Annotated in this window: 20 protein-coding genes and 1 tRNA gene; 11 read left to right on the forward strand and 10 right to left on the reverse strand. The window is 46.7% G+C overall.

The genetic code is table 11. The annotated features are described in order from the left end of the window. Positions 1-27 precede the first annotated feature (27 nt). Entirely contained in the window at positions 28-2,298 is a 2,271-nt protein-coding gene (gene clpA, locus B2U97_RS10645; protein WP_286830512.1) for an ATP-dependent Clp protease ATP-binding subunit ClpA, read from the forward strand. 69 nt (positions 2,299-2,367) lie between these two features. Here clpA and infA read toward each other — a convergent pair whose 3' ends face one another. The 5 genes from infA to ald all read right to left on the reverse strand — a co-directional run bounded on the left by infA (position 2,368) and on the right by ald (position 6,276). Beyond that, complete coding sequence (gene infA, locus B2U97_RS10650) at positions 2,368-2,586, reverse strand: translation initiation factor IF-1 (RefSeq protein ID WP_008489926.1); 219 nt, start codon at positions 2,584-2,586, stop codon at positions 2,368-2,370. 9 nt (positions 2,587-2,595) lie between these two features. Then, the gene (locus B2U97_RS10655) at positions 2,596-3,324 is read right to left on the reverse strand and encodes an arginyltransferase (protein WP_011233925.1); all 729 of its coding nucleotides are present in this window, start codon (positions 3,322-3,324) and stop codon (positions 2,596-2,598) included. After that, entirely contained in the window at positions 3,324-4,034 is a 711-nt protein-coding gene (aat, locus tag B2U97_RS10660) for a leucyl/phenylalanyl-tRNA--protein transferase (protein ID WP_011233924.1), read from the reverse strand. Before aat ends, B2U97_RS10655 begins: the two co-directional genes overlap by 1 nt. Before the next feature lie 9 nt (positions 4,035-4,043). Beyond that, positions 4,044-5,003, reverse strand: coding sequence for a thioredoxin-disulfide reductase (trxB, locus tag B2U97_RS10665; protein ID WP_011233923.1), 960 nt, complete (start codon positions 5,001-5,003; stop codon positions 4,044-4,046). Between the two features lie 145 nt (positions 5,004-5,148). Continuing rightward, positions 5,149-6,276 (reverse strand): alanine dehydrogenase, encoded by a 1,128-nt coding sequence (gene ald / locus B2U97_RS10670; protein ID WP_011233922.1) that lies wholly within the window; start codon positions 6,274-6,276, stop codon positions 5,149-5,151. A 138-nt stretch (positions 6,277-6,414) separates the two neighbouring features. On the opposite strand from ald, the gene lrp reads away from it, so the two are divergent. The 6 genes from lrp to serS all read left to right on the forward strand — a co-directional run bounded on the left by lrp (position 6,415) and on the right by serS (position 13,043). Beyond that, positions 6,415-6,909, forward strand: coding sequence for a leucine-responsive transcriptional regulator Lrp (lrp, locus tag B2U97_RS10675; protein WP_041291753.1), 495 nt, complete (start codon positions 6,415-6,417; stop codon positions 6,907-6,909). Positions 6,910-7,003: 94 nt separating this feature from the next. Beyond that, entirely contained in the window at positions 7,004-9,409 is a 2,406-nt protein-coding gene (locus B2U97_RS10680) for a DNA translocase FtsK (RefSeq protein WP_286830514.1), read from the forward strand. A 3-nt stretch (positions 9,410-9,412) separates the two neighbouring features. Continuing rightward, a complete protein-coding gene (gene lolA / locus B2U97_RS10685) occupies positions 9,413-10,015 on the forward strand; it encodes an outer membrane lipoprotein chaperone LolA (RefSeq protein ID WP_011233919.1) in 603 nt (200 codons plus the stop codon). A gap of 5 nt (positions 10,016-10,020) precedes the next feature. Further along, positions 10,021-11,361, forward strand: a complete 1,341-nt coding sequence (locus B2U97_RS10690; protein ID WP_414018440.1) for a replication-associated recombination protein A — start codon at positions 10,021-10,023, stop codon at positions 11,359-11,361. Beyond that, the gene (gene crcB / locus B2U97_RS10695) at positions 11,354-11,743 is read left to right on the forward strand and encodes a fluoride efflux transporter CrcB (protein ID WP_011233917.1); all 390 of its coding nucleotides are present in this window, start codon (positions 11,354-11,356) and stop codon (positions 11,741-11,743) included. Before B2U97_RS10690 ends, crcB begins: the two co-directional genes overlap by 8 nt. Positions 11,744-11,750: 7 nt before the next feature. Then, entirely contained in the window at positions 11,751-13,043 is a 1,293-nt protein-coding gene (serS, locus tag B2U97_RS10700) for a serine--tRNA ligase (protein WP_011233916.1), read from the forward strand. A gap of 1 nt (position 13,044) precedes the next feature. On the opposite strand, the gene B2U97_RS10705 is transcribed toward serS, so the two are convergent. The 5 genes from B2U97_RS10705 to B2U97_RS10725 form a co-directional block, all read right to left on the reverse strand. Next, positions 13,045-13,374, reverse strand: a complete 330-nt coding sequence (locus B2U97_RS10705) for a TusE/DsrC/DsvC family sulfur relay protein (RefSeq protein WP_011233915.1) — start codon at positions 13,372-13,374, stop codon at positions 13,045-13,047. Positions 13,375-13,383: 9 nt separating this feature from the next. Beyond that, the gene (locus B2U97_RS10710) at positions 13,384-13,653 is read right to left on the reverse strand and encodes a hypothetical protein (RefSeq protein WP_011233914.1); all 270 of its coding nucleotides are present in this window, start codon (positions 13,651-13,653) and stop codon (positions 13,384-13,386) included. Next, the gene (locus B2U97_RS10715) at positions 13,650-13,973 is read right to left on the reverse strand and encodes a DsrE family protein (RefSeq protein WP_011233913.1); all 324 of its coding nucleotides are present in this window, start codon (positions 13,971-13,973) and stop codon (positions 13,650-13,652) included. Before B2U97_RS10715 ends, B2U97_RS10710 begins: the two co-directional genes overlap by 4 nt. Next, positions 13,973-14,317: a sulfurtransferase complex subunit TusD gene (tusD, locus tag B2U97_RS10720; protein ID WP_011233912.1), complete on the reverse strand. Its 345-nt coding sequence runs from the start codon at positions 14,315-14,317 to the stop codon at positions 13,973-13,975. Before tusD ends, B2U97_RS10715 begins: the two co-directional genes overlap by 1 nt. A 66-nt stretch (positions 14,318-14,383) precedes the next feature. Next, positions 14,384-15,052, reverse strand: a complete 669-nt coding sequence (locus tag B2U97_RS10725; RefSeq protein ID WP_011233911.1) for a Bax inhibitor-1/YccA family protein — start codon at positions 15,050-15,052, stop codon at positions 14,384-14,386. Between the two features lie 245 nt (positions 15,053-15,297). Here B2U97_RS10725 and B2U97_RS10730 point away from each other — a divergent pair. From B2U97_RS10730 to B2U97_RS10745, 4 genes are all read left to right on the forward strand, one after another. Next, positions 15,298-15,389 (forward strand) — tRNA-Ser (locus tag B2U97_RS10730). A gap of 119 nt (positions 15,390-15,508) precedes the next feature. Next, the gene (locus tag B2U97_RS10735) at positions 15,509-16,417 is read left to right on the forward strand and encodes a DUF3667 domain-containing protein (protein WP_114981344.1); all 909 of its coding nucleotides are present in this window, start codon (positions 15,509-15,511) and stop codon (positions 16,415-16,417) included. Positions 16,418-16,446: 29 nt separating this feature from the next. Continuing rightward, positions 16,447-17,241 (forward strand): thioesterase family protein, encoded by a 795-nt coding sequence (locus B2U97_RS10740; RefSeq protein WP_114981343.1) that lies wholly within the window; start codon positions 16,447-16,449, stop codon positions 17,239-17,241. A gap of 7 nt (positions 17,242-17,248) precedes the next feature. Further along, positions 17,249-17,842, forward strand: a complete 594-nt coding sequence (locus B2U97_RS10745; protein WP_114981341.1) for a DNA-3-methyladenine glycosylase family protein — start codon at positions 17,249-17,251, stop codon at positions 17,840-17,842. Positions 17,843-17,996: the final 154 nt, after the last annotated feature.

A 17,996-nucleotide genomic window follows, 5' to 3' on the forward strand; every position in this document is an offset into this window, starting at 1 on the left:
TCCGGGTTGGCTGGTAAGGAGTGGTCTATGTTGAATAAAGCCCTTGAATTAACGCTAAACGATGCGTTTCGGCTAGCGCGCGAACGTAATCATGAATTGATGACAGTTGAACACTTGCTAATTGCATTACTGGATAACCCAGATGCATCGGAAACGCTTCGAGCTTGTGGGGCAAACTTTCAACAATTGAAAGAAGAACTATTAAGTTATATTGACCGCAGTACGCCGCTGTTTGGTCCGGAAGAAGAAAGTCCGGACACTCAACCTACGCTTGGTTTTCAGCGAGTTTTGCAGCGCGCGGTATTTCATGTTCAGTCATCCGGTAACGCTGAGGTAACGGGCGCCAATGTATTGGTTGCCATTTTCAGTGAACAGGAATCTCAAGCCGTCTATCTGCTAAGTAAAAACGATATTACCCGACTGGATATCGTTAATTTCATTTCTCATGGTATTTCTCGTATCGATGACGATGAGCCTATGGACGAAGAAATGGCGGAAGAAGAGGCCGTTAAGGGTGGTGAAGAGCAAGAGAGCTACTTGAAGCGCTTTTGTGCCAATCTTAATGTGCAGGCAAAGGAAGGCAAAATTGACCCTCTAATTGGCCGCGATTTTGAGCTGGAACGGTGTGCGCAAATTCTTTGCCGCCGTCGTAAGAATAATCCGTTGTTAGTTGGCGAAGCCGGTGTGGGTAAAACAGCTATTGCAGAAGGTCTGGCTTATCGCATTATTAAAGGTGAAGTGCCGGAGATACTTGCGGATGCCACCATTTATTCACTGGACATGGGCGATTTGCTGGCGGGCACTAAATATCGTGGCGACTTTGAAAAGCGCTTTAAAATGCTTTTAAAAGAACTGCAGGAAAAAGAGCACGCGATTCTGTTCATTGACGAAATTCATACCATTATTGGTGCCGGAGCTGCCAGCGGTGGCGTTTTAGATGCATCTAACTTGATTAAGCCGTTGCTTTCAAGTGGGCAGCTTAAGTGCATTGGCTCCACTACGTACAATGAATTCAAAAATGTTTTTGAAAAAGACCGAGCGCTGGTTCGCCGCTTCCAGAAAGTGGATGTGGTGGAGCCTTCAGTAGAAGACACCACTAAAATTCTAATGGGCTTAAAAGAGCGTTACGAAAGCCATCATGGTATTCGTTACACGCAGCCGGCGATTAAAGCGGCAGCGGAGCTCTCTGCTAAATACATTAATGAGCGTCATTTGCCTGATAAAGCCATTGATGTAATGGATGAAGCCGGTGCTTCCCAGCGTTTATTGCCGCCGTCCAAACGCCGTAAAACGGTCGGGGTGTCGGATATTGAAACCATTATCGCCAAAATAGCCCGTATTCCGGAACAGTCAGTTTCCCGGTCCGACCAGGACTTACTGAAGCAGCTGGATCGTAACCTGAAAATGGTGGTGTTTGGTCAGGATGAAGCTATTGATAAGCTCACTGGTGCTATACGGTTGTCGCGTTCGGGTCTTGCCAACGATAACCAGCCAATAGGTTCGTTTATTTTTGCCGGACCAACGGGTGTTGGTAAAACCGAGGTAACACAGCAACTGGCGAAAGCTATGGGCATTGAGCTGGTGCGCTTTGATATGTCGGAATACATGGAACGCCATGCGGTCAGTCGTCTAATTGGTGCGCCTCCGGGTTATGTAGGGTACGAGCAGGGCGGTTTATTGACCGACGCTGTAATCAAGCAACCGCATTGTGTGTTGCTTCTGGATGAGCTGGAAAAAGCCCACAGCGATGTATTTAACATTCTGTTGCAGGTAATGGATAACGGCACTTTAACGGACAATAACGGCCGTAAAGCTGACTTCCGTAACGTAATTATTGTTATGACAACCAATGCGGGCGTTCGTGAAACTGTGCGTAAGTCTATTGGCTTTAAACAGCAGGATCACAGCTTCGATGCGCTGGCGGAAATTAATAATATTTTCACTCCGGAGTTTCGTAATCGCCTGGACGGTATTGTGTGGTTTAACCATCTGACACCGGAAGTACTGGAACAGGTTGTCGATAAATTCATTTGTGAACTGCAGGCTCAGTTAGATAAAAAAGGTGTGTCGCTTGAGGTTGACCCTTCTGCTCATGCCTGGATTGCTGAAAAAGGCTACGACAAGGAAATGGGCGCCCGTCCAATGAGTCGGGTTATTCAGGAACACCTGAAGAAAACCTTAGCCAACGAAATTCTGTTCGGGAAACTGGCCAGTGGCGGCAGCGTGAAAGTGACTGCTGATGGCAAGGACGGACTGCAATTCGATTACGACAGCAAGAACGAGACCGTCGAAGGTTAATAAGCCTTCGGCAGAAATGAAAAAACCGGCTCATTAAATGAAGCCGGTTTTTTTAATCCTCAGTGCGGATTAACGTGCGCGGAAGACGATGCGGCCTTTGGTCAGGTCGTAAGGAGTTAACTGCACAGTCACGGTATCGCCGGTCAGGATGCGGATATAGTGCTTACGCATTTTTCCTGAGATATGGGCAGTAACTACGTGACCATTTTCCAATTCTACTCGGAACATAGTGTTAGGAAGGGTGTCTAGAACCGTTCCCTGCATCTCAATACTGTCTTCTTTCGCCATTAAAATCCTCTAATCTTTGTTTTGAGCTTTAAGTGTGTGCGATTTTAGCTCTTTTTTCCAATGATTGCCAACCAGTCGTTCATATGGGGCAAATCGAGTTTTATAATTCATCTTTTTACAGTCATCAATTTGGTAACCCAAATAGAGTCTGGCAACTTCTCGTTCCTGAGCCAATCGAATCATTTCTAATACAGCGAAGGTACCAGGCGAACGCTTTTCCTCATCGGGATGAAAAAAGGTATAGACCGCGGACATTGCGTCAACAGTGCGATCAACTACCGAAACTATCATTAACTCATTGCTGGCATTGCGCCACTCTAATAATTCGGGAGTTAACCAGTCGCAATCTATCCACTTCCAGAATTTGTCCGGGTCGGGTGGGTACATTTCCCCATCCGCGTGTCGTTGTTCAATAAACTGCGAAAACAATTGACTGTATTCAGCTTCCGGCTGCTGTTTAATCTGCAGCGTTAAGTCGTCATTCTTTTTTAGAATTCGTTTTTGGTTTTTACTAAAGCGAAACTCTGGCACGACCACACGGAGCGACTGACAAGCACTGCAGAGCCGGCAGTGCGGACGGTAAACGTCATTATGGCTGCGCCGGAAGCCGTATTGCATGAGTTGTTGATACGCGTCTGCATTAAGGTTTTCAAGATCATTAGGCAGGGCAACAACAAGTCGCTCTTCCTGGTCGGTTAAATAGTGACACTGGCTCTCTTTCGTCACGCCAAATTGCACTAGAGTTCTCCAGGTAAAGGAAGCTCACGAGCTTGCCAAAAAGTATCTGGCATCTTTTTTTGTTGCGCAATATTGAGCTTCATTAAAAAACGTTCCCGATGCAGGTTAACAGCACCTAATGAAAATAAATGCGGATTACCCACCTGACAATCAATTAGCTGGCCGCCATGCTTTTTAAAATATTGAGCGAAACGTAACAAGGCTATTTTTGACGCGTCGGTTTTGTAGTGAAACATACTTTCCCCGCAAAAAGCACGGCCTACTGAAATGCCGTACAAACCGCCTGCAAGTTCATTGTCGAACCAAATTTCGACCGAATGGGCGTAACCTAACTGATGAAGCTTGCAATAAGCTTCAATCATCTCTTCCGTTATCCAGGTACCTTCTTTGTCGGCGCGTTCGTCTGCGCAGGCACGAACAACTTCAGCAAAGTTACAATTAATGCTCATTTGCCAGTTTGGCTTACGATTGGTTTTAGCTAAAGAGCGGCTGGTATGGATTTGGTCGGGGAAAAATACAGCTCTGGGGTTAGGGGACCACCACAGAATTGGGTCACTTTCTGAGAACCAGGGAAATATTCCCTGCTGATAGGCGTGTATCAGCCGGCCCGGCGATAAATCTCCACCGACAGCGAGTAGCCCATTGGGCTCATGCAAAGCGGTCGCTGCGGGTGGAAAACTGATTGATGCCGGATCAAGCTGAACAATCACGTTAAAAGATTAAGACTTAGTCAGTGCGTCTAAGTAACGCTCGGCATCTAACGCGGCCATACAGCCAGTACCGGCAGAGGTAATTGCCTGACGGTAAATATGATCCATTACGTCACCGGCTGCAAAAACGCCCGGTACACTGGTTGCAGTCGCATTGCCCTGAAGCCCGCTCTGCACCTGAATGTAACCGTCCTGCATTTCCAGTTCACCGTCAAAAATACCGGTATTAGGCTGGTGGCCGATGGCAATAAAGCAGCCCGCAACTTCCAGCTCTTCGGTACTACCGTCTTGCGTATCTTTAATACGCACGCCAGTAACACCAGCATCGTCACCCAGCACTTCATCTAAGGTTTTGTTCAGATGGAAAGTGACATTACCGTTCTGCTCTTTTTCATGCAGACGGTCGACCAGAATTTTCTCCGCCCGGAAAGTGTCACGACGGTGGATAACATGCACTTCGCTGGCAATGTTTGAAAGGTACAACGCTTCTTCAACCGCAGTATTACCGCCGCCGACAACGCAGACCTTTTGCTTTTTGTAGAAAAAGCCGTCACATGTTGCGCAAGCTGAAACGCCTTTACCCATAAAGGCTTCTTCTGAGTCTAAGCCTAAGTATTTAGCTGAGGCGCCAGTGCTGATAATGACTGAGTCTGCGGTGTACTCACCAACGTCACCTTTTAACTGAAAAGGGCGCTTGGAAAAGTCGACGCTGCTAATATGGTCGAACACAATTTCGGTATCAAAGCGCTCAGCGTGCTTTTGCATACGGACCATAAGGTCGGGTCCGGTTAAACCTTCGGCGTCGCCCGGCCAGTTCTCAACGTCGGTTGTGGTGGTTAACTGACCACCTTGTTGCATACCCGTTACCATAACCGGGTTTAAATTAGCACGTGCAGCATAGACTGCAGCTGTATAGCCAGCAGGACCTGATCCCAGAATAAGTAACTTGCAGTGTTTGGCTTCAGCCATTAGAAAAACTCCATTAATGCGTTTTTGATTGTTCGTTCTTTAGCTATGGGGGTTGATTGTAGGGTTTACAAGCTTAGCGAACAAGAACTGCCAATAAAAAAGCCCGCAAACTTTTGTTCACGGGCTTATTCAGAACAACCGGCTATTACGCCTGAAGCGCTTCGCGAGGGTCCTGGTAATCCAGACCTAACTGCTGACCAAGATCATCGTGAATGGCTTTGTAGGTAATTTTACCTTTATGCATGTTCAGGCCGCGTAACAGGTGCTCGTTTTCGAGCATGGCTTGCACGCCTTTGTTTGCCAGCGCAATACCATAAGGCAAGGTTGCATTGTTCAGTGCAATAGTAGAGGTACGTGCAACACCGCCCGGCATGTTTGCCACACAGTAGTGAACAACGTCGTCAATAATGTAAACAGGGTCCTGATGTGTGGTTGCTTTTGATGTTTCAAAGCAGCCGCCCTGATCAATTGCAACGTCTACTAGTACTGAGCCCGGCTTCATATTGCTGATGTTTTCACGAGTCAGCAGTTTCGGTGCAGCGGCGCCCGGAATAAGAACCGCACCCACCACTAAGTCAGCTTCACGAGAGTATTTATCGATAGCATCAACGGTTGAGTAAACAGTTTGTACACGGCCGGCAAAAATATCGTCCAGTTCACGTAAGCGAGGCAGAGAACGATCTAAAATAGTGACTTCAGCACCCAGGCCAATAGCCATTTTCGCAGCGTTAGTACCAACAACACCGCCGCCAATGATAAGTACTTTACCCGGTGCTACGCCAGGAACACCACCTAATAAGGTGCCGCTGCCACCATGGGCCTTTTCTAAATAGTGAGCGCCTGCCTGAATTGACATACGCCCGGCAACTTCACTCATAGGAGCTAAAAGAGGCAAACCGTTACGAGTATCAGTGACCGTTTCGTAAGCAATAGCAGTACAACCCGCTTTACCCAGTAACTCAGTTTGAGTTGGGTCTGGTGCTAAATGAAGGAAAGTATAAAGAATTTGGCCTTCGCGAAGCATTTTGCATTCGTTTGGCTGAGGCTCTTTTACTTTAACAATCATGTCGGCGCGCTGAAAAATCTCTTCTGGTGTATCAATAATAGTTGCACCGGCTTCCATATATTGCTCGTTTGTGAAGCCTATTGCTGCACCACCGTTATTTTCAATGATGACGTCATGGCCGTTTTCCACATATTCACGCACGGCTGCAGGAGTTAAGCCGATACGGTATTCGTGGTTTTTAATCTCTTTTGGTACACCAATTAACATTATCTGCCTCTTACAATTTCGTGTTTAAGGGGGAATTATTTGGCGCAAATTATAGACGCAAACAACAGTGCATGACTTACTTTTTTTAAGTTATTTTTTGGTGTGATATACTAATTTTAATTACTTATTTAGAGATTTATTATGTTTAACGCCGAACAACCAGCAGAAGTCACTATTGATAAAACCGACAGGAAGATCCTGCGGCTTTTGCAGGATGATGGACGCATGTCGAATGTTGAACTGGCAAGGCGTGTAGGGCTTAGCCAGACTGCTTGCCTGGAGCGTGTGCGTAAGCTTGAGCGGGAACAAGTAATTGAAAGTTATCATGCCCGGATTAATCCTGCTAAGTTAGGTGCAAACCTGATGGTTTTCGTTGAAATTACCTTAACCCGAACCTCAGCCGACGCTTTTGCCGAATTTAGCGAGGCTGCACGTAAAACAGATGAAATTCTTGAATGCCATTTGGTGGCGGGTGACTTCGACTTCCTGATAAAAGCACGGGTGCCGGATATGCGTGCTTACCGCAAATTATTGGGTGAAACCCTGTTAATGATGCCGGGGGTTGATGAATCAAGAACCTATGTGGTTATGGAAGAGGTCAAACAAGAAAATAAAGTATTAGTAAAGGGGTAACATTGGGGCTGATATTCGCTACAATCATGCGGATAAAATTTATCTCGATATTTTATCGTAACAAGAATACCAACGAAGGCGCTGCAATAAGATAATGACAGGTGTACAAAGAGTTTTAGAAGCAGGGTTGCTAATAAGTGGTGCGCTGGCCATTTTCATTTTTTTGTCATTGGTGAGCTTTAATCCCGCTGATCCCAGCTGGTCACAGACCGGTTATGAAGGAAGCATACATAATGCCGGCGGTGCCGTAGGTGCTTGGATGGCAGATGTACTCTTGTTTGCTTTTGGCTTCGTTGCCTACCTTATTCCTTTCGGCTTTGTTGGCCTTGGCTACTTACTGTTCCGTAAAACTTACCATTTATTAGAAATGGATTACCTTGCGGTCAGTTTGCGTATGATAGGCGCTATGCTCGCGCTTATTGGTGCATCCGCACTGTCCTCTATTAATTTCGACGATATTTACTACTTTTCTGCCGGCGGTGTTATTGGCGATGTTATTGCGGCGTCTTTGCTTCCTTATCTGAATTTTGTTGGTACAACCTTACTCTTGTTAACCTTCTTTTTTACTGGCATCACTCTGGTCAGCGGTATTAGCTGGTTGCAGGTTGCTGACAAACTCGGTGAGTGGGTTATTGACGGGGCTTTGTGGCTAACCGAAAAAATTAAAATTCTTTGGCAAAGTCGCGGAAGCTCAGAAGCGGAAGATAAAGAAGACGACTCAGAAGCTTATGATGACAACGAGCGTGAGCAAACGCTTGAAGAAAAGAAACCCACAACGCTCAGTAGCGACTTATTCGGGACTGACAAACAAGAACCTGTTTTGAGCCTGCCTTCAATGAGCTCTGTTGATGAAGATGATGACGTAGACAGCGATGCGCCTAAATTTAGCAAGCAAGCGGCTGCGAAAAAAGACACACCTAAGAAGCCTGCTGTGGCGCCTTCTTCAGACACCTCTGCGGAAGACGAGCCGCAATCAGCGGCTGATTCAGGCGAGGGCGAGTTACTTCCGCCGTTGCCGTCAATAGAGCTTCTTGATAGACCGAATAAAAAAGAGCACCCGGTAACTCAGGAAGAACTGGATCAGGTATCACGCACGGTCGAGACAGTGCTGAAAGATTTTGGGGTGGATGTTCGGGTGGCGCACGTTGAACCCGGTCCGGTCATTACCCGTTTTGAGCTCGACTTAGCACCGGGCGTTAAAGTCTCCAGAATTTCGAATTTGGCAAAAGATATTGCCCGTACCTTGTCTGCTGTTGCTGTACGTGTGGTAGAGGTTATTCCTGGTAAGTCATATGTTGGTCTGGAACTGCCTAATAAACACCGCGAAATTGTGCAGCTAAGCGAAGTGATTAATAGCGACCAGTTCACCCATAGCGGCTCGCCGTTAACGATGATTCTGGGCAAAAACATTGCGGGCACTCCAGTCGTTGTCGACTTAGGAAAAATGCCGCATTTGCTGGTGGCAGGTACCACCGGCTCCGGTAAATCTGTTGGTGTTAACGTTATGATTCTGAGCCTGCTTTACAAGAGCACACCGGAAGACGTTCGCCTTATTATGATAGACCCTAAAATGCTTGAGCTGTCGGTTTATGAGGGCATTCCGCACTTATTGACCGAGGTCGTAACCGACATGAAAGATGCCGCCAATGCACTGCGTTGGTGTGTGGGAGAAATGGAACGTCGTTACAAACTCATGTCATCTTTAGGGGTACGTAATTTAAAAGGCTACAACGCGAAAGTGAAGGCGGCTAAAGACGCTGGTGAACCACTGCGAGACCCTATCTGGAAGCCCGGCGACTCTATGGATGAGTTACCGCCGTTGCTGGAAAAATTACCAAACATTGTCGTGGTGATAGACGAATTTGCCGACATGATGATGATTGTCGGTAAAAAAGTCGAAGAGCTAATAGCTCGTATCGCTCAGAAAGCCCGTGCTGCCGGTATTCACTTAATTTTGGCAACTCAACGCCCATCGGTGGATGTTATCACCGGTTTAATTAAAGCGAATATTCCAACCCGAATTGCGTTTCAGGTATCATCAAAAATAGATTCGAGAACCATTCTGGATCAGCCGGGTGCCGACCAATTGTTAGGGCAGGGCGATATGCTCTATTTACCACCGGGTAGCGGTTCTCCGGTGCGTGTACATGGTGCTTTTGTCGATGACCATGAAGTTCATGCGGTGGTTAAAGACTGGAAAAAACGTGGTCGACCTAACTATCTGGAAGAAATTTTATCGGGCGATCAGGGCGAGGAAGCGCTGCTTCCGGGGGAACAGCAGGAATCTGACGATGCTGAATCTGATCCTCTATACGACGAGGCTGTTGCTTTTGTTACTGAGACTCAACGGGTCTCAGTATCCAGTGTACAGCGCAAATTCCGTATCGGTTATAACCGCGCCGCCCGTATCGTCGAACAAATGCAGGTGAGTGGTGTCGTAACCAGTGCAGGCAATAACGGCCAGCGCGAAGTGCTGGCTCCACGAGCTCCAAGGGATTAATTCATGAAAGCAGTTGTATTTGCCATGGTCATGGCCGTTTCGTTTAATGTGTTTGCCTCAGGCGACGAGTCAGACAAGCAGGCTCTGCAAAGTTTACTGAAACAAACTCAAAGCTTATCGGCAGAGTTTGAACAGCAAGTAAAAGATGAACAGGGCGAAGTGCTACAAACATTAAGCGGTACGTTAAAGCTAAAACGACCCGCTAATTTGTATTGGCATACGAAAGAGCCGGACGAAAGCGTGATGGTCGCTAACGGCAAAAAGGTCTGGTACTACAATCCTTTTGTTGAACAAGTAACCATTTATGCACAGCAGGACATGGTTGACGACAGCCCTTTACTGCTGGTGTTGAACAGCAACGGTAATCAGTGGCAGAACTATAATGTCAGCTTTCGCGATAACCGCTACTTTGTTGAGCATCAAACGAATGGCAGTAAGCTGGAGTTAAGATTTACTGATGAAAAACTCACAGAGATAACTATGGTTCAGGCTCAGGGCGAGCGGACTGAACTGATGCTGAATAATGTGGCGTTAAATGAAACCATCAGCGACGAACAATTTGTTTTTGATGTGCCCGCTGATGTCGACGTCGACGATCAAAGTTAATTGTTGTGGCAGGTCTGGACTTAGATTTTCAACCCGATTTCAAACCTCTTGCGGCGCGAATGCGCCCGCGTACGGTTGACGAGTATGTAGGTCAGCAACATCTTCTTGCTCCCGGTAAACCTTTGCGGGTAGCGGTCGAGCAGGGGCATCTGCATTCAATGATTTTATGGGGGCCTCCGGGTACCGGTAAAACCACCTTAGCTGAACTCATTGCGACTCAGGCAAATGCTACGGTCAGCCGCATTAGTGCGGTAACCTCCGGTGTTAAAGACATTCGAAAAGCCATTGAAGAGGCGAAGTTGCTGGCTCAGCAGCAGGGACGCCGCACCATTTTGTTTGTGGACGAAGTGCACCGTTTCAACAAAAGCCAGCAAGACGCTTTTTTGCCCCACATTGAAGACGGCACTATTGTCTTTATTGGCGCGACCACCGAAAACCCCGGCTTTGAGCTTAACAACGCACTGCTGTCGCGGGCGCGGGTTTACCGGTTACAAACACTGTCCAAAACGGATCTTGAACAGGCTCTGGAAAGCGCGTTAACGGACGCGGAACGAGGCCTTGGTCAACGTCAATTGCAACTGGAAGGTGAAGCCAGGGCAAAGCTTCTGGACTTAGCTGGTGGGGATGCACGTCGCTTATTAAACTATCTGGAAGTGGTTGCTGATTTTGTTGAGAGCAGCAGCCAGCCAATTACGCCCGAGTTGATCACTGCGGCTATTGGTGAAAAAGCCACGGCTTTTGATCATCAGGGTGACCATTACTACGATGTTTTATCCGCTTTTCATAAGTCTGTCAGAGGCTCGTCTCCAGACGGAGCCTTGTATTGGTACGCGCGCTTATTGACCGGTGGTGGGGACGCTCTGGTTATTGCCCGCCGGCTACTGGCTATCGCCTCTGAAGACATAGGTAATGCTGACCCCAGGGCATTGCAGTTGGCATTAAACGCCTGGGATACGTACCACAGAGTTGGCCCCGCCGAAGGTGAACGAGCCATTGCTCAGGCGGTTATTTATTGCGCCTGTGCGGCGAAAAGTAATGCCGTTTATAATGCCTTTAAAAGCGCACTAAGAACCGCAAAAGAACACAGCGATGCGCCGGTGCCTGAACATTTGCGTAACGCACCAACCAAGGTGCACAAAGCTCAGGGATATGGTGCTGACTACCAGTACGCACATAATTATCCTAACGCTTACGTTCCGGGTGAACGTTACTTACCGTCGGAAATAGCCAATACCCAGTTTTACGCTCCTGAGCCGCGTGGTTTAGAAATAAAGTTGCAGGAAAAGCTCCGTTGGCTGCAAGATATGGATTCAAAGTCAGACTGGCACAGGGAACCTGATGAATAACCTTCTTCTTCATTTCTTTTGCGTTGCAGTGGGGGGCGCAATAGGTGCATCGGCACGTTTTGCTATGGTTCTTGCTATGCAATCATTTGGGGTTCGGGCATTCCCTTTTGCCACGTTGACCGTTAACATAATAGGTTCATTTTTCTTAGGGTTGTTGCTGGCTTACGCAGAGCAACAACCTGTTTCTGAAACAACTCGTTTATTTTTAGGCGTTGGTTTACTGGGGGCTTTTACAACCTTCTCGACATTCTCTGTCGAAGTTGTGGCCTTAGCCAGTCAGGGTGAGCTGCTTAAAGCCGCTCTGCACATTGCCTTTAATGTAATTATTTGTATTGCTGCAGTTTTCGCGGCAATGATGTTGTACTCAACAACGGTTAAATAGGACACTCATGCTAGACGCAAAATACTTCCGAGAGGAATTAGACCAGACCGCAAAAAAGCTAGCAACGCGAGGCTTTGACTTAGACGTTGCCAAATTACAAAAGCTGGAAGAGCAGCGCAAAGAGGTGCAGGTGCGCACCGAGCAGTTGCAGGCAGAGCGTAACAGCCGCTCGAAAGCCATTGGTAAGGCAAAAGCTTCAGGTGAAGACATACAACCTTTGTTAGATGCGGTAAGCGATTTAGGCGAGCAACTGGATAACGCTAAAGAAGAGCTAAAAGTTATCCAGCAAGAACTTAACGATATTATTATGGGTGTTCCGAACTTGCCGGCAGACGAAGTCCCGGAAGGCGCGGATGAAGATGAAAATCAGGAGGTCCTGACCTGGGGCAAGCCTAAGTCGTTCGACTTTGAAGTGAAAGATCATGTCGATTTAGGCGAAGCATTAGCCAAAGGTATGGACTTTGAAACGGCCGCGAAGCTCACTGGAGCACGCTTTGTGGTTATGCGTGGTGGTATCGCCCGCATGCATCGCGCTCTGACTCAGTTTATGCTGGATTTACATACTGACGAGCATGGGTATCTTGAAACCTATGTGCCTTATATGGTGAACCAGGACTCATTATACGGAACCGGTCAGTTACCTAAGTTCGGTAAGGATTTATTCCATATTGAAGGCGAGTCTCAGGATCAAATTCCTATGTCGTTGATTCCAACGGCTGAAGTGCCGTTAACAAACTTATACCGTGATGAAATTGCTGACGAAGAAGAGCTACCGCTTAAGTTTACCGCGCATACGCCGTGTTTCCGCAGTGAAGCCGGTTCTCACGGTCGCGACACTCGTGGGCTTATTCGCCAGCATCAGTTTGATAAAGTGGAACTGGTCTGGTTGGTTAAACCTGAACAGTCGATGGATGCGCTGGAGCAATTAACAGGCCACGCCGAAACTGTGCTGCAAAAGCTTGAGCTGCCGTATCGAAAAGTACTGCTGTGTACTGGGGATATGGGCTTTGGGGCAGCTAAAACCTACGACCTGGAAGTTTGGTTGCCGGCGCAGGAAGCGTACCGTGAAATCAGCTCTTGCTCGAACATGCAGGACTTTCAGGCGCGCCGTATGCAGGCTCGTTTCCGTCGTAAAGGCGCGAAGAAACCTGAACTTATGCACACATTAAACGGCTCTGGTCTGGCTGTTGGCCGTGCGCTGGTAGCCGTGCTGGAAAACTACCAACAGGAAGACGGCTCAATTGTTGTGCCTGAGGTATTACGTCCTTACATGGGCGGTGTAGAAGTGCTTAAGGCTTAAATTAAATACATTTAGCCGGTTTAGGCAGGCCCGCAATTCGTGTGGCCTGCTTTGCCGGGCCTTTAGGGAACAGCTTATACAAATAACGACTGTTGCCTTTATCCTCGCCTAACTGCTTTTTCATGGCTTTAACCAGTACGCGCATTGCCGGACTGGTATCAAATTCACGGTAAAAATCCTGCACAAAAGTCACGACTTCCCAGTGTGCCGGGGTCATGTCGATATTTTCTAACTCTGCAAAGTGAAGAGCCAGCTCCTCGCTCCAGTCGTCTAAGTTTGCAAGGTAGTTGTGTTTGTCGGTTTCGTATTCTTTACCGTTAAATTCAATCATGCCGTGATATTACCAGGTTATTTGTTGTTGGAAGCTAAGCACCAGCTCAACCCACTGCTCGTCCGATTTTAACATGACGTAGTCAGGCAGTGCAGTATCCAAAGCGTTAGCTTCCTGTTTGCGCGCATAAACCGGTAATTCAACAGGTGACTCAGGTGGCAGTTCGTTGAGTGCTACGCCCGACATAAGCAAGGCATCAGTGTCACTCAGCAGGTGGCCATGTTGTTCCAGCCAAGGCACTAAAGACGAATTTCTTAACCAGTGTAAAGTAGAGGTCATGAGAATTGTAATACCTCGTCAAATTGGCTTAGGTGACGCTTTAATTGTTCTGGCGAGACGATAACCGTATCAATGTTTGCGGGCAGGGCGCTTGTATCGGTTAACTCTTCTGAACTTATTACAACAGGCTCAGCATCCAGTAATTCCAGCATGGCATAACGCTTAGAAGGTTGGTTCAGTAGAGACTTAACGGCTTCACCGGACAATATTAATTGCACCGGATAATCAAAGCTGGCCAATGCTAAAGCAATATCGAGTGCTTCGGTCGCCGAGTCGCTAGCGGCACTGCATTGTAAAATAGCAATTTTTTTCATGGTCATTAAAACTGTAAGGTCCGGTCGCTGTTAGCCATGGCAGTTGCCAGAGCGGTTAAACCTGAGGCTTCAAAACCGGGATGGAATTTCTCCATTCCTTTGCGTTCAGCTACGGTATGGCAGACCACCAGGGGGACTTGGTGGTGCTGGCTAAACTCTTCCCATTGCGTAATCAAGTCTTCATTTTCTGCTGGAGTGGGAAATTCCGCGTGATTTACCGACTCCCGATAAAAAAACACACAGGCTATGGTGTGGCCGGTGTTGATAGCCGCTTTTGCAAATGCCAGAGCGTCTAAAGAACGAGCTCGTTCTTTAACAGAACGTTGAAGAATGAGAGTAAGTTTAGCCATAAACTGTCCGTTTATACAAAAACGCCCCGCATGGCGGGGCGTTTGTTATTATTTTAGCAGGAGAGATTAATCATCGCCGCTAAACGCCATTAGCAATTGTAGCAAGCTAAGGAACAAGTTATAAATCGAAACATACAAAGTGACTGTTGCAAGGATGTAATTACGCTCGCCACCGTTAATAATGTCGCTGGTCTGCCACATAATCAGCATTGCCATCAATGGAATCATGATAGCAGATATTGCAAGCTGTAATGCTGGCAGTTGGAAGAACAGGTTAGCCAGCATCGCCACAAAAACCATGATAATACCGGCAGTAACCAGACCACCCAGTTTAGACATGTCTTTCTTCGTGGTTAACACATAAGCCGAAGTTGCAAAGAAGGTCAGAGCTGTACCGCCTAACGCAGTAGCAACCATCTCGCCACCACCAGGCATTGATAATGCCATGTTAAGGATAGGGCCAAGGGTGTAACCTAAAAAGCCTGTTAGAGCGAAGGTTAGTACAATGCCCATGCCGCTATCTTTGGTTTTGTGAATACCAAAAAGTAAGCCAAAGTAAGCAACTAAAGTGATAATGAAACCCGGATAGGGCAAGTTCATCATCGTGCTGATAGTAGCAACAATAGCACTAAAGGCTAATGTCATTGCCAATAAAGTGTAGGTGTTGCGTAATACCTTATTAACGGCCAGCGTCGATTCGTTCTGACCGACATAAGTCTGACTGCGATTGTTCATAGATTTCTCCGTGTTGAACTTACTGTCTGTTAAGACTGTTTTTTATTTAAAAAGTTTCCTCGATACTACAGCATTAATGGGGGCGTTGGGTAGAGCAGAAGGTAGTAATTTCTGGCGAATTTTGGTCGGTTTGTTTAATAAACGCCCAAACGAACACTTTGTTCAAATTTTTACTTTACAAGCGTAACTTAGGTCTTTAATATTCGCCTCGTTCTCAACAACGCAGTTGCAGAGAACAAAAATACGGAGAGGTGGCAGAGCTCGGTTTAATGCACCTGACTTGAAATCAGGCGTGGGTTCATACCCACCGGGGGTTCGAATCCCTCCCTCTCCGCCAAATTCAGAAAAAAGCCCCGCTCATTTGAGTAGGGCTTTTTTTGTTCCCGCCGCTTTTTGTTCTAGCCGATAGCGCAACTTTAAACCTCCTGTTATATTAAGCAAAAATGGAATTTTGCCATGGAATCGACCGTCAGTAATTGTAAGAACTGTAATACACCTCTTACCGGTGAATACTGCCATCAATGCGGCCAACAGGATAAACAAAGCATACGCAGCGTTTTTGCCGTTGTCGGCGATCTTTTTGGTGAGTTAGGGCACTGGGACTCCAGATTCTATCGTACTCTAAGAGGACTCTTTCTAAAACCTGGTTTTCTATCATCTGAGTTTATGAAAGGTCGCCACGCCTCTTATGTACCTCCGCTCAGGCTCTATTTCTTTATCTCGTTGATATCATTTATGGTGCTGACATCACAGATAACCTTTAACGATTCACGGTCAAAGACCGAGGATGGACAGTCCGAAACAGAAGTATCTGAAAGTGACTCTAACGAAAGTACCGTACGGCGCGGATTTGAGTTGCAGTTTGGTGATATCCCCTGGTTGAATGAAGAGCAAACGCGGATGCTTGAACAGAAACTTCAGCATTTAAAGCAAAACCCCCAGCTGTTTACGCAAAAACTGATTTCAATGACGCCGCAGATGATGCTTTTGATGCTGCCTTTTTGGGCTCTGTATTTAAAAGTCCTTTATTTATTCAGTAACCGTTACTACTTAGAGCACTTAACTGTAGCTTTGCATACACATGCTTTTTTACTGCTTTCCCTGATGTTGTTGTCGACATTAGGCTATATAACTAACCCGCTGATTGATAACTTTGGCTGGACCTGGTTAACCTTACCATCCGACTGGTTAGGTTATATTCTTATTGGATGGATGTTCACTTATCTGCTATTGACGCAAAAGAGCTTCTATCAGCAAAGCTGGACATTAACTGTATTCAAATTTTTAGCCTGTGTTTTTGGTTATTTTCTTTTATTAAGCGCTTCTTTTGTATTAATGGTGATAATTGGTATTCTTAAAGCTTAAATCAAACAGTCGTTTAAATAGGGAATAGTATGAACTTCCACACAGCTGTAGAACAAATCGTTGCGGATAAGAACAATCAAGTCATTGAACTACCTTCCGGCTGGGCTCAGGGACGCGCGTTTTTCGGCGGATTCAGCGGAGCATTGGCTGCTCAGTTTTTGTTGAAACAATTTCCGGTTGAATATCATCTTCGTTCCATGAGTATCTCTTTTGTCGCGCCTGCTGAACCGGGTGAGGCTGAGTTAAATTACCGAATTTTGCGCGAGGGAAAATCGGTTATTCAGGTTGCTGTCGAACTGCAGCAGCAAGGGCAGATTATGTTGTCTTGTCTGGCGAGCCTGGGCAAAGGCCGAAGTTCAACGGTTACAGTGGTAAGTGAAACGCCGCCCGATCTTAAAACCATCAACGACGGACCAGGTTTACCTGAAGCGGATATTGTCCCAGAGTTTGCGAAAAACTTCGATTACCGTATTACGTCAGGTGGTATGCCATTTAGCGGACAACCGGGAAGAACTTTTGGTGGCTGGATACGTTTTCGTGAAGAACAACAGCCGCTGACAACGGCAACTATACTGGCTTTAGTTGACGCCTGGCCACCGGCAGTCTTGCCTCATCTGGACAGCCCTGCGCCGGCCTCGTCTTTAACCTGGACTATTGAGTTTCCCGATATTCCTCTACAAAGTTTCAGTAGCCACGACTGGTTTCAGTACGAAGCTTTTATTGAGCATGCTGAAAATGGTTATGGGCACAGCCGCGCTGGTCTGTGGAGTGAGAAGGGCGAGTTATTAGCTATAAGTCGACAGACTTTTACGGTATTTGCGTAATAATTGTATGAAAACGACACCAGCAATCGTCAGACAACACCTTATCGATACTCAGCCGGGTATCGACTTGTTGCTGCTCCAGTTGCCAGAGCGGGGCTTATTGGCGGCATCTGAAACACCTGTTATTGAAGCTCTTCCACGAATTATTATTCGTCAAATGCTGTCTTTAAAAGCCTCCGCAACTATTATTGAAAGAGCGGAGCAAAAGGCAAAAGCATTAGGAGTGGGTTGCATTGCTTACCTTCCTGCGGAGGAATTAACCGGGTGCGGTGTCAGTCGTTCCAAAGCTTCGGCCATTAACAGCGTTGCTCACTGTCATCAAACTCAGCCCGAGAGAATAGATGCCTGGTCGCAGATGAATTCAGCTGACCTGATTAAGGATGTGACTCAGCTTAAAGGTATTGGTCCCTGGACGGCGTCTATTTTAGCTATGTTTCATTTTGCCCACGAAGATCTTTTTCCCATTCAGGATAGCTCGCTGCGTAAAGCCATGAGCCTGCTGAAAGACCAGGATATTTTGATCATCCCCGAACGGGCTCAGCCTTACCGCAGTTATTTAGCCTGCTATTTGTGGGACATGCTGGATCAGGCACGTCTGTAGTCCGGTATAAAAATTCACATTGAAGCTAGTCTTCAAATGTTATTTTCACACCTTTGAATTGGCTTTTTCAGAGTTTTTGTAAAGTTCTGTAAAAGCCGCTTGTTATTGTCTTTAAAAGCTCAGAATATTCTATCCGAATTCGGGCAGGGTGGTA

The sequence above is a fragment of the Idiomarina sp. UBA3176 genome (assembly GCF_002364295.1).
GTDB lineage: Bacteria > Pseudomonadota > Gammaproteobacteria > Enterobacterales > Alteromonadaceae > Idiomarina > Idiomarina loihiensis.

Coding starts and splice junctions, on each gene's coding strand:
- clpA (WP_286830512.1), top strand. CDS start 28: ATGTTGAATAAAGCCCTTGAATTAACGCTAAACGATGCGTTTCGGCTA.
- infA (WP_008489926.1), bottom strand. CDS start 2,586: ATGGCGAAAGAAGACAGTATTGAGATGCAGGGAACGGTTCTAGACACC.
- trxB (WP_011233923.1), bottom strand. CDS start 5,003: ATGGCTGAAGCCAAACACTGCAAGTTACTTATTCTGGGATCAGGTCCT.
- ald (WP_011233922.1), bottom strand. CDS start 6,276: ATGTTAATTGGTGTACCAAAAGAGATTAAAAACCACGAATACCGTATC.
- B2U97_RS10680 (WP_286830514.1), top strand. CDS start 7,004: ATGACAGGTGTACAAAGAGTTTTAGAAGCAGGGTTGCTAATAAGTGGT.
- lolA (WP_011233919.1), top strand. CDS start 9,413: ATGAAAGCAGTTGTATTTGCCATGGTCATGGCCGTTTCGTTTAATGTG.
- crcB (WP_011233917.1), top strand. CDS start 11,354: ATGAATAACCTTCTTCTTCATTTCTTTTGCGTTGCAGTGGGGGGCGCA.
- serS (WP_011233916.1), top strand. CDS start 11,751: ATGCTAGACGCAAAATACTTCCGAGAGGAATTAGACCAGACCGCAAAA.
- B2U97_RS10705 (WP_011233915.1), bottom strand. CDS start 13,374: ATGATTGAATTTAACGGTAAAGAATACGAAACCGACAAACACAACTAC.
- B2U97_RS10710 (WP_011233914.1), bottom strand. CDS start 13,653: ATGACCTCTACTTTACACTGGTTAAGAAATTCGTCTTTAGTGCCTTGG.
- B2U97_RS10715 (WP_011233913.1), bottom strand. CDS start 13,973: ATGACCATGAAAAAAATTGCTATTTTACAATGCAGTGCCGCTAGCGAC.
- tusD (WP_011233912.1), bottom strand. CDS start 14,317: ATGGCTAAACTTACTCTCATTCTTCAACGTTCTGTTAAAGAACGAGCT.
- B2U97_RS10725 (WP_011233911.1), bottom strand. CDS start 15,052: ATGAACAATCGCAGTCAGACTTATGTCGGTCAGAACGAATCGACGCTG.
- B2U97_RS10735 (WP_114981344.1), top strand. CDS start 15,509: ATGGAATCGACCGTCAGTAATTGTAAGAACTGTAATACACCTCTTACC.
- B2U97_RS10740 (WP_114981343.1), top strand. CDS start 16,447: ATGAACTTCCACACAGCTGTAGAACAAATCGTTGCGGATAAGAACAAT.
- B2U97_RS10745 (WP_114981341.1), top strand. CDS start 17,249: ATGAAAACGACACCAGCAATCGTCAGACAACACCTTATCGATACTCAG.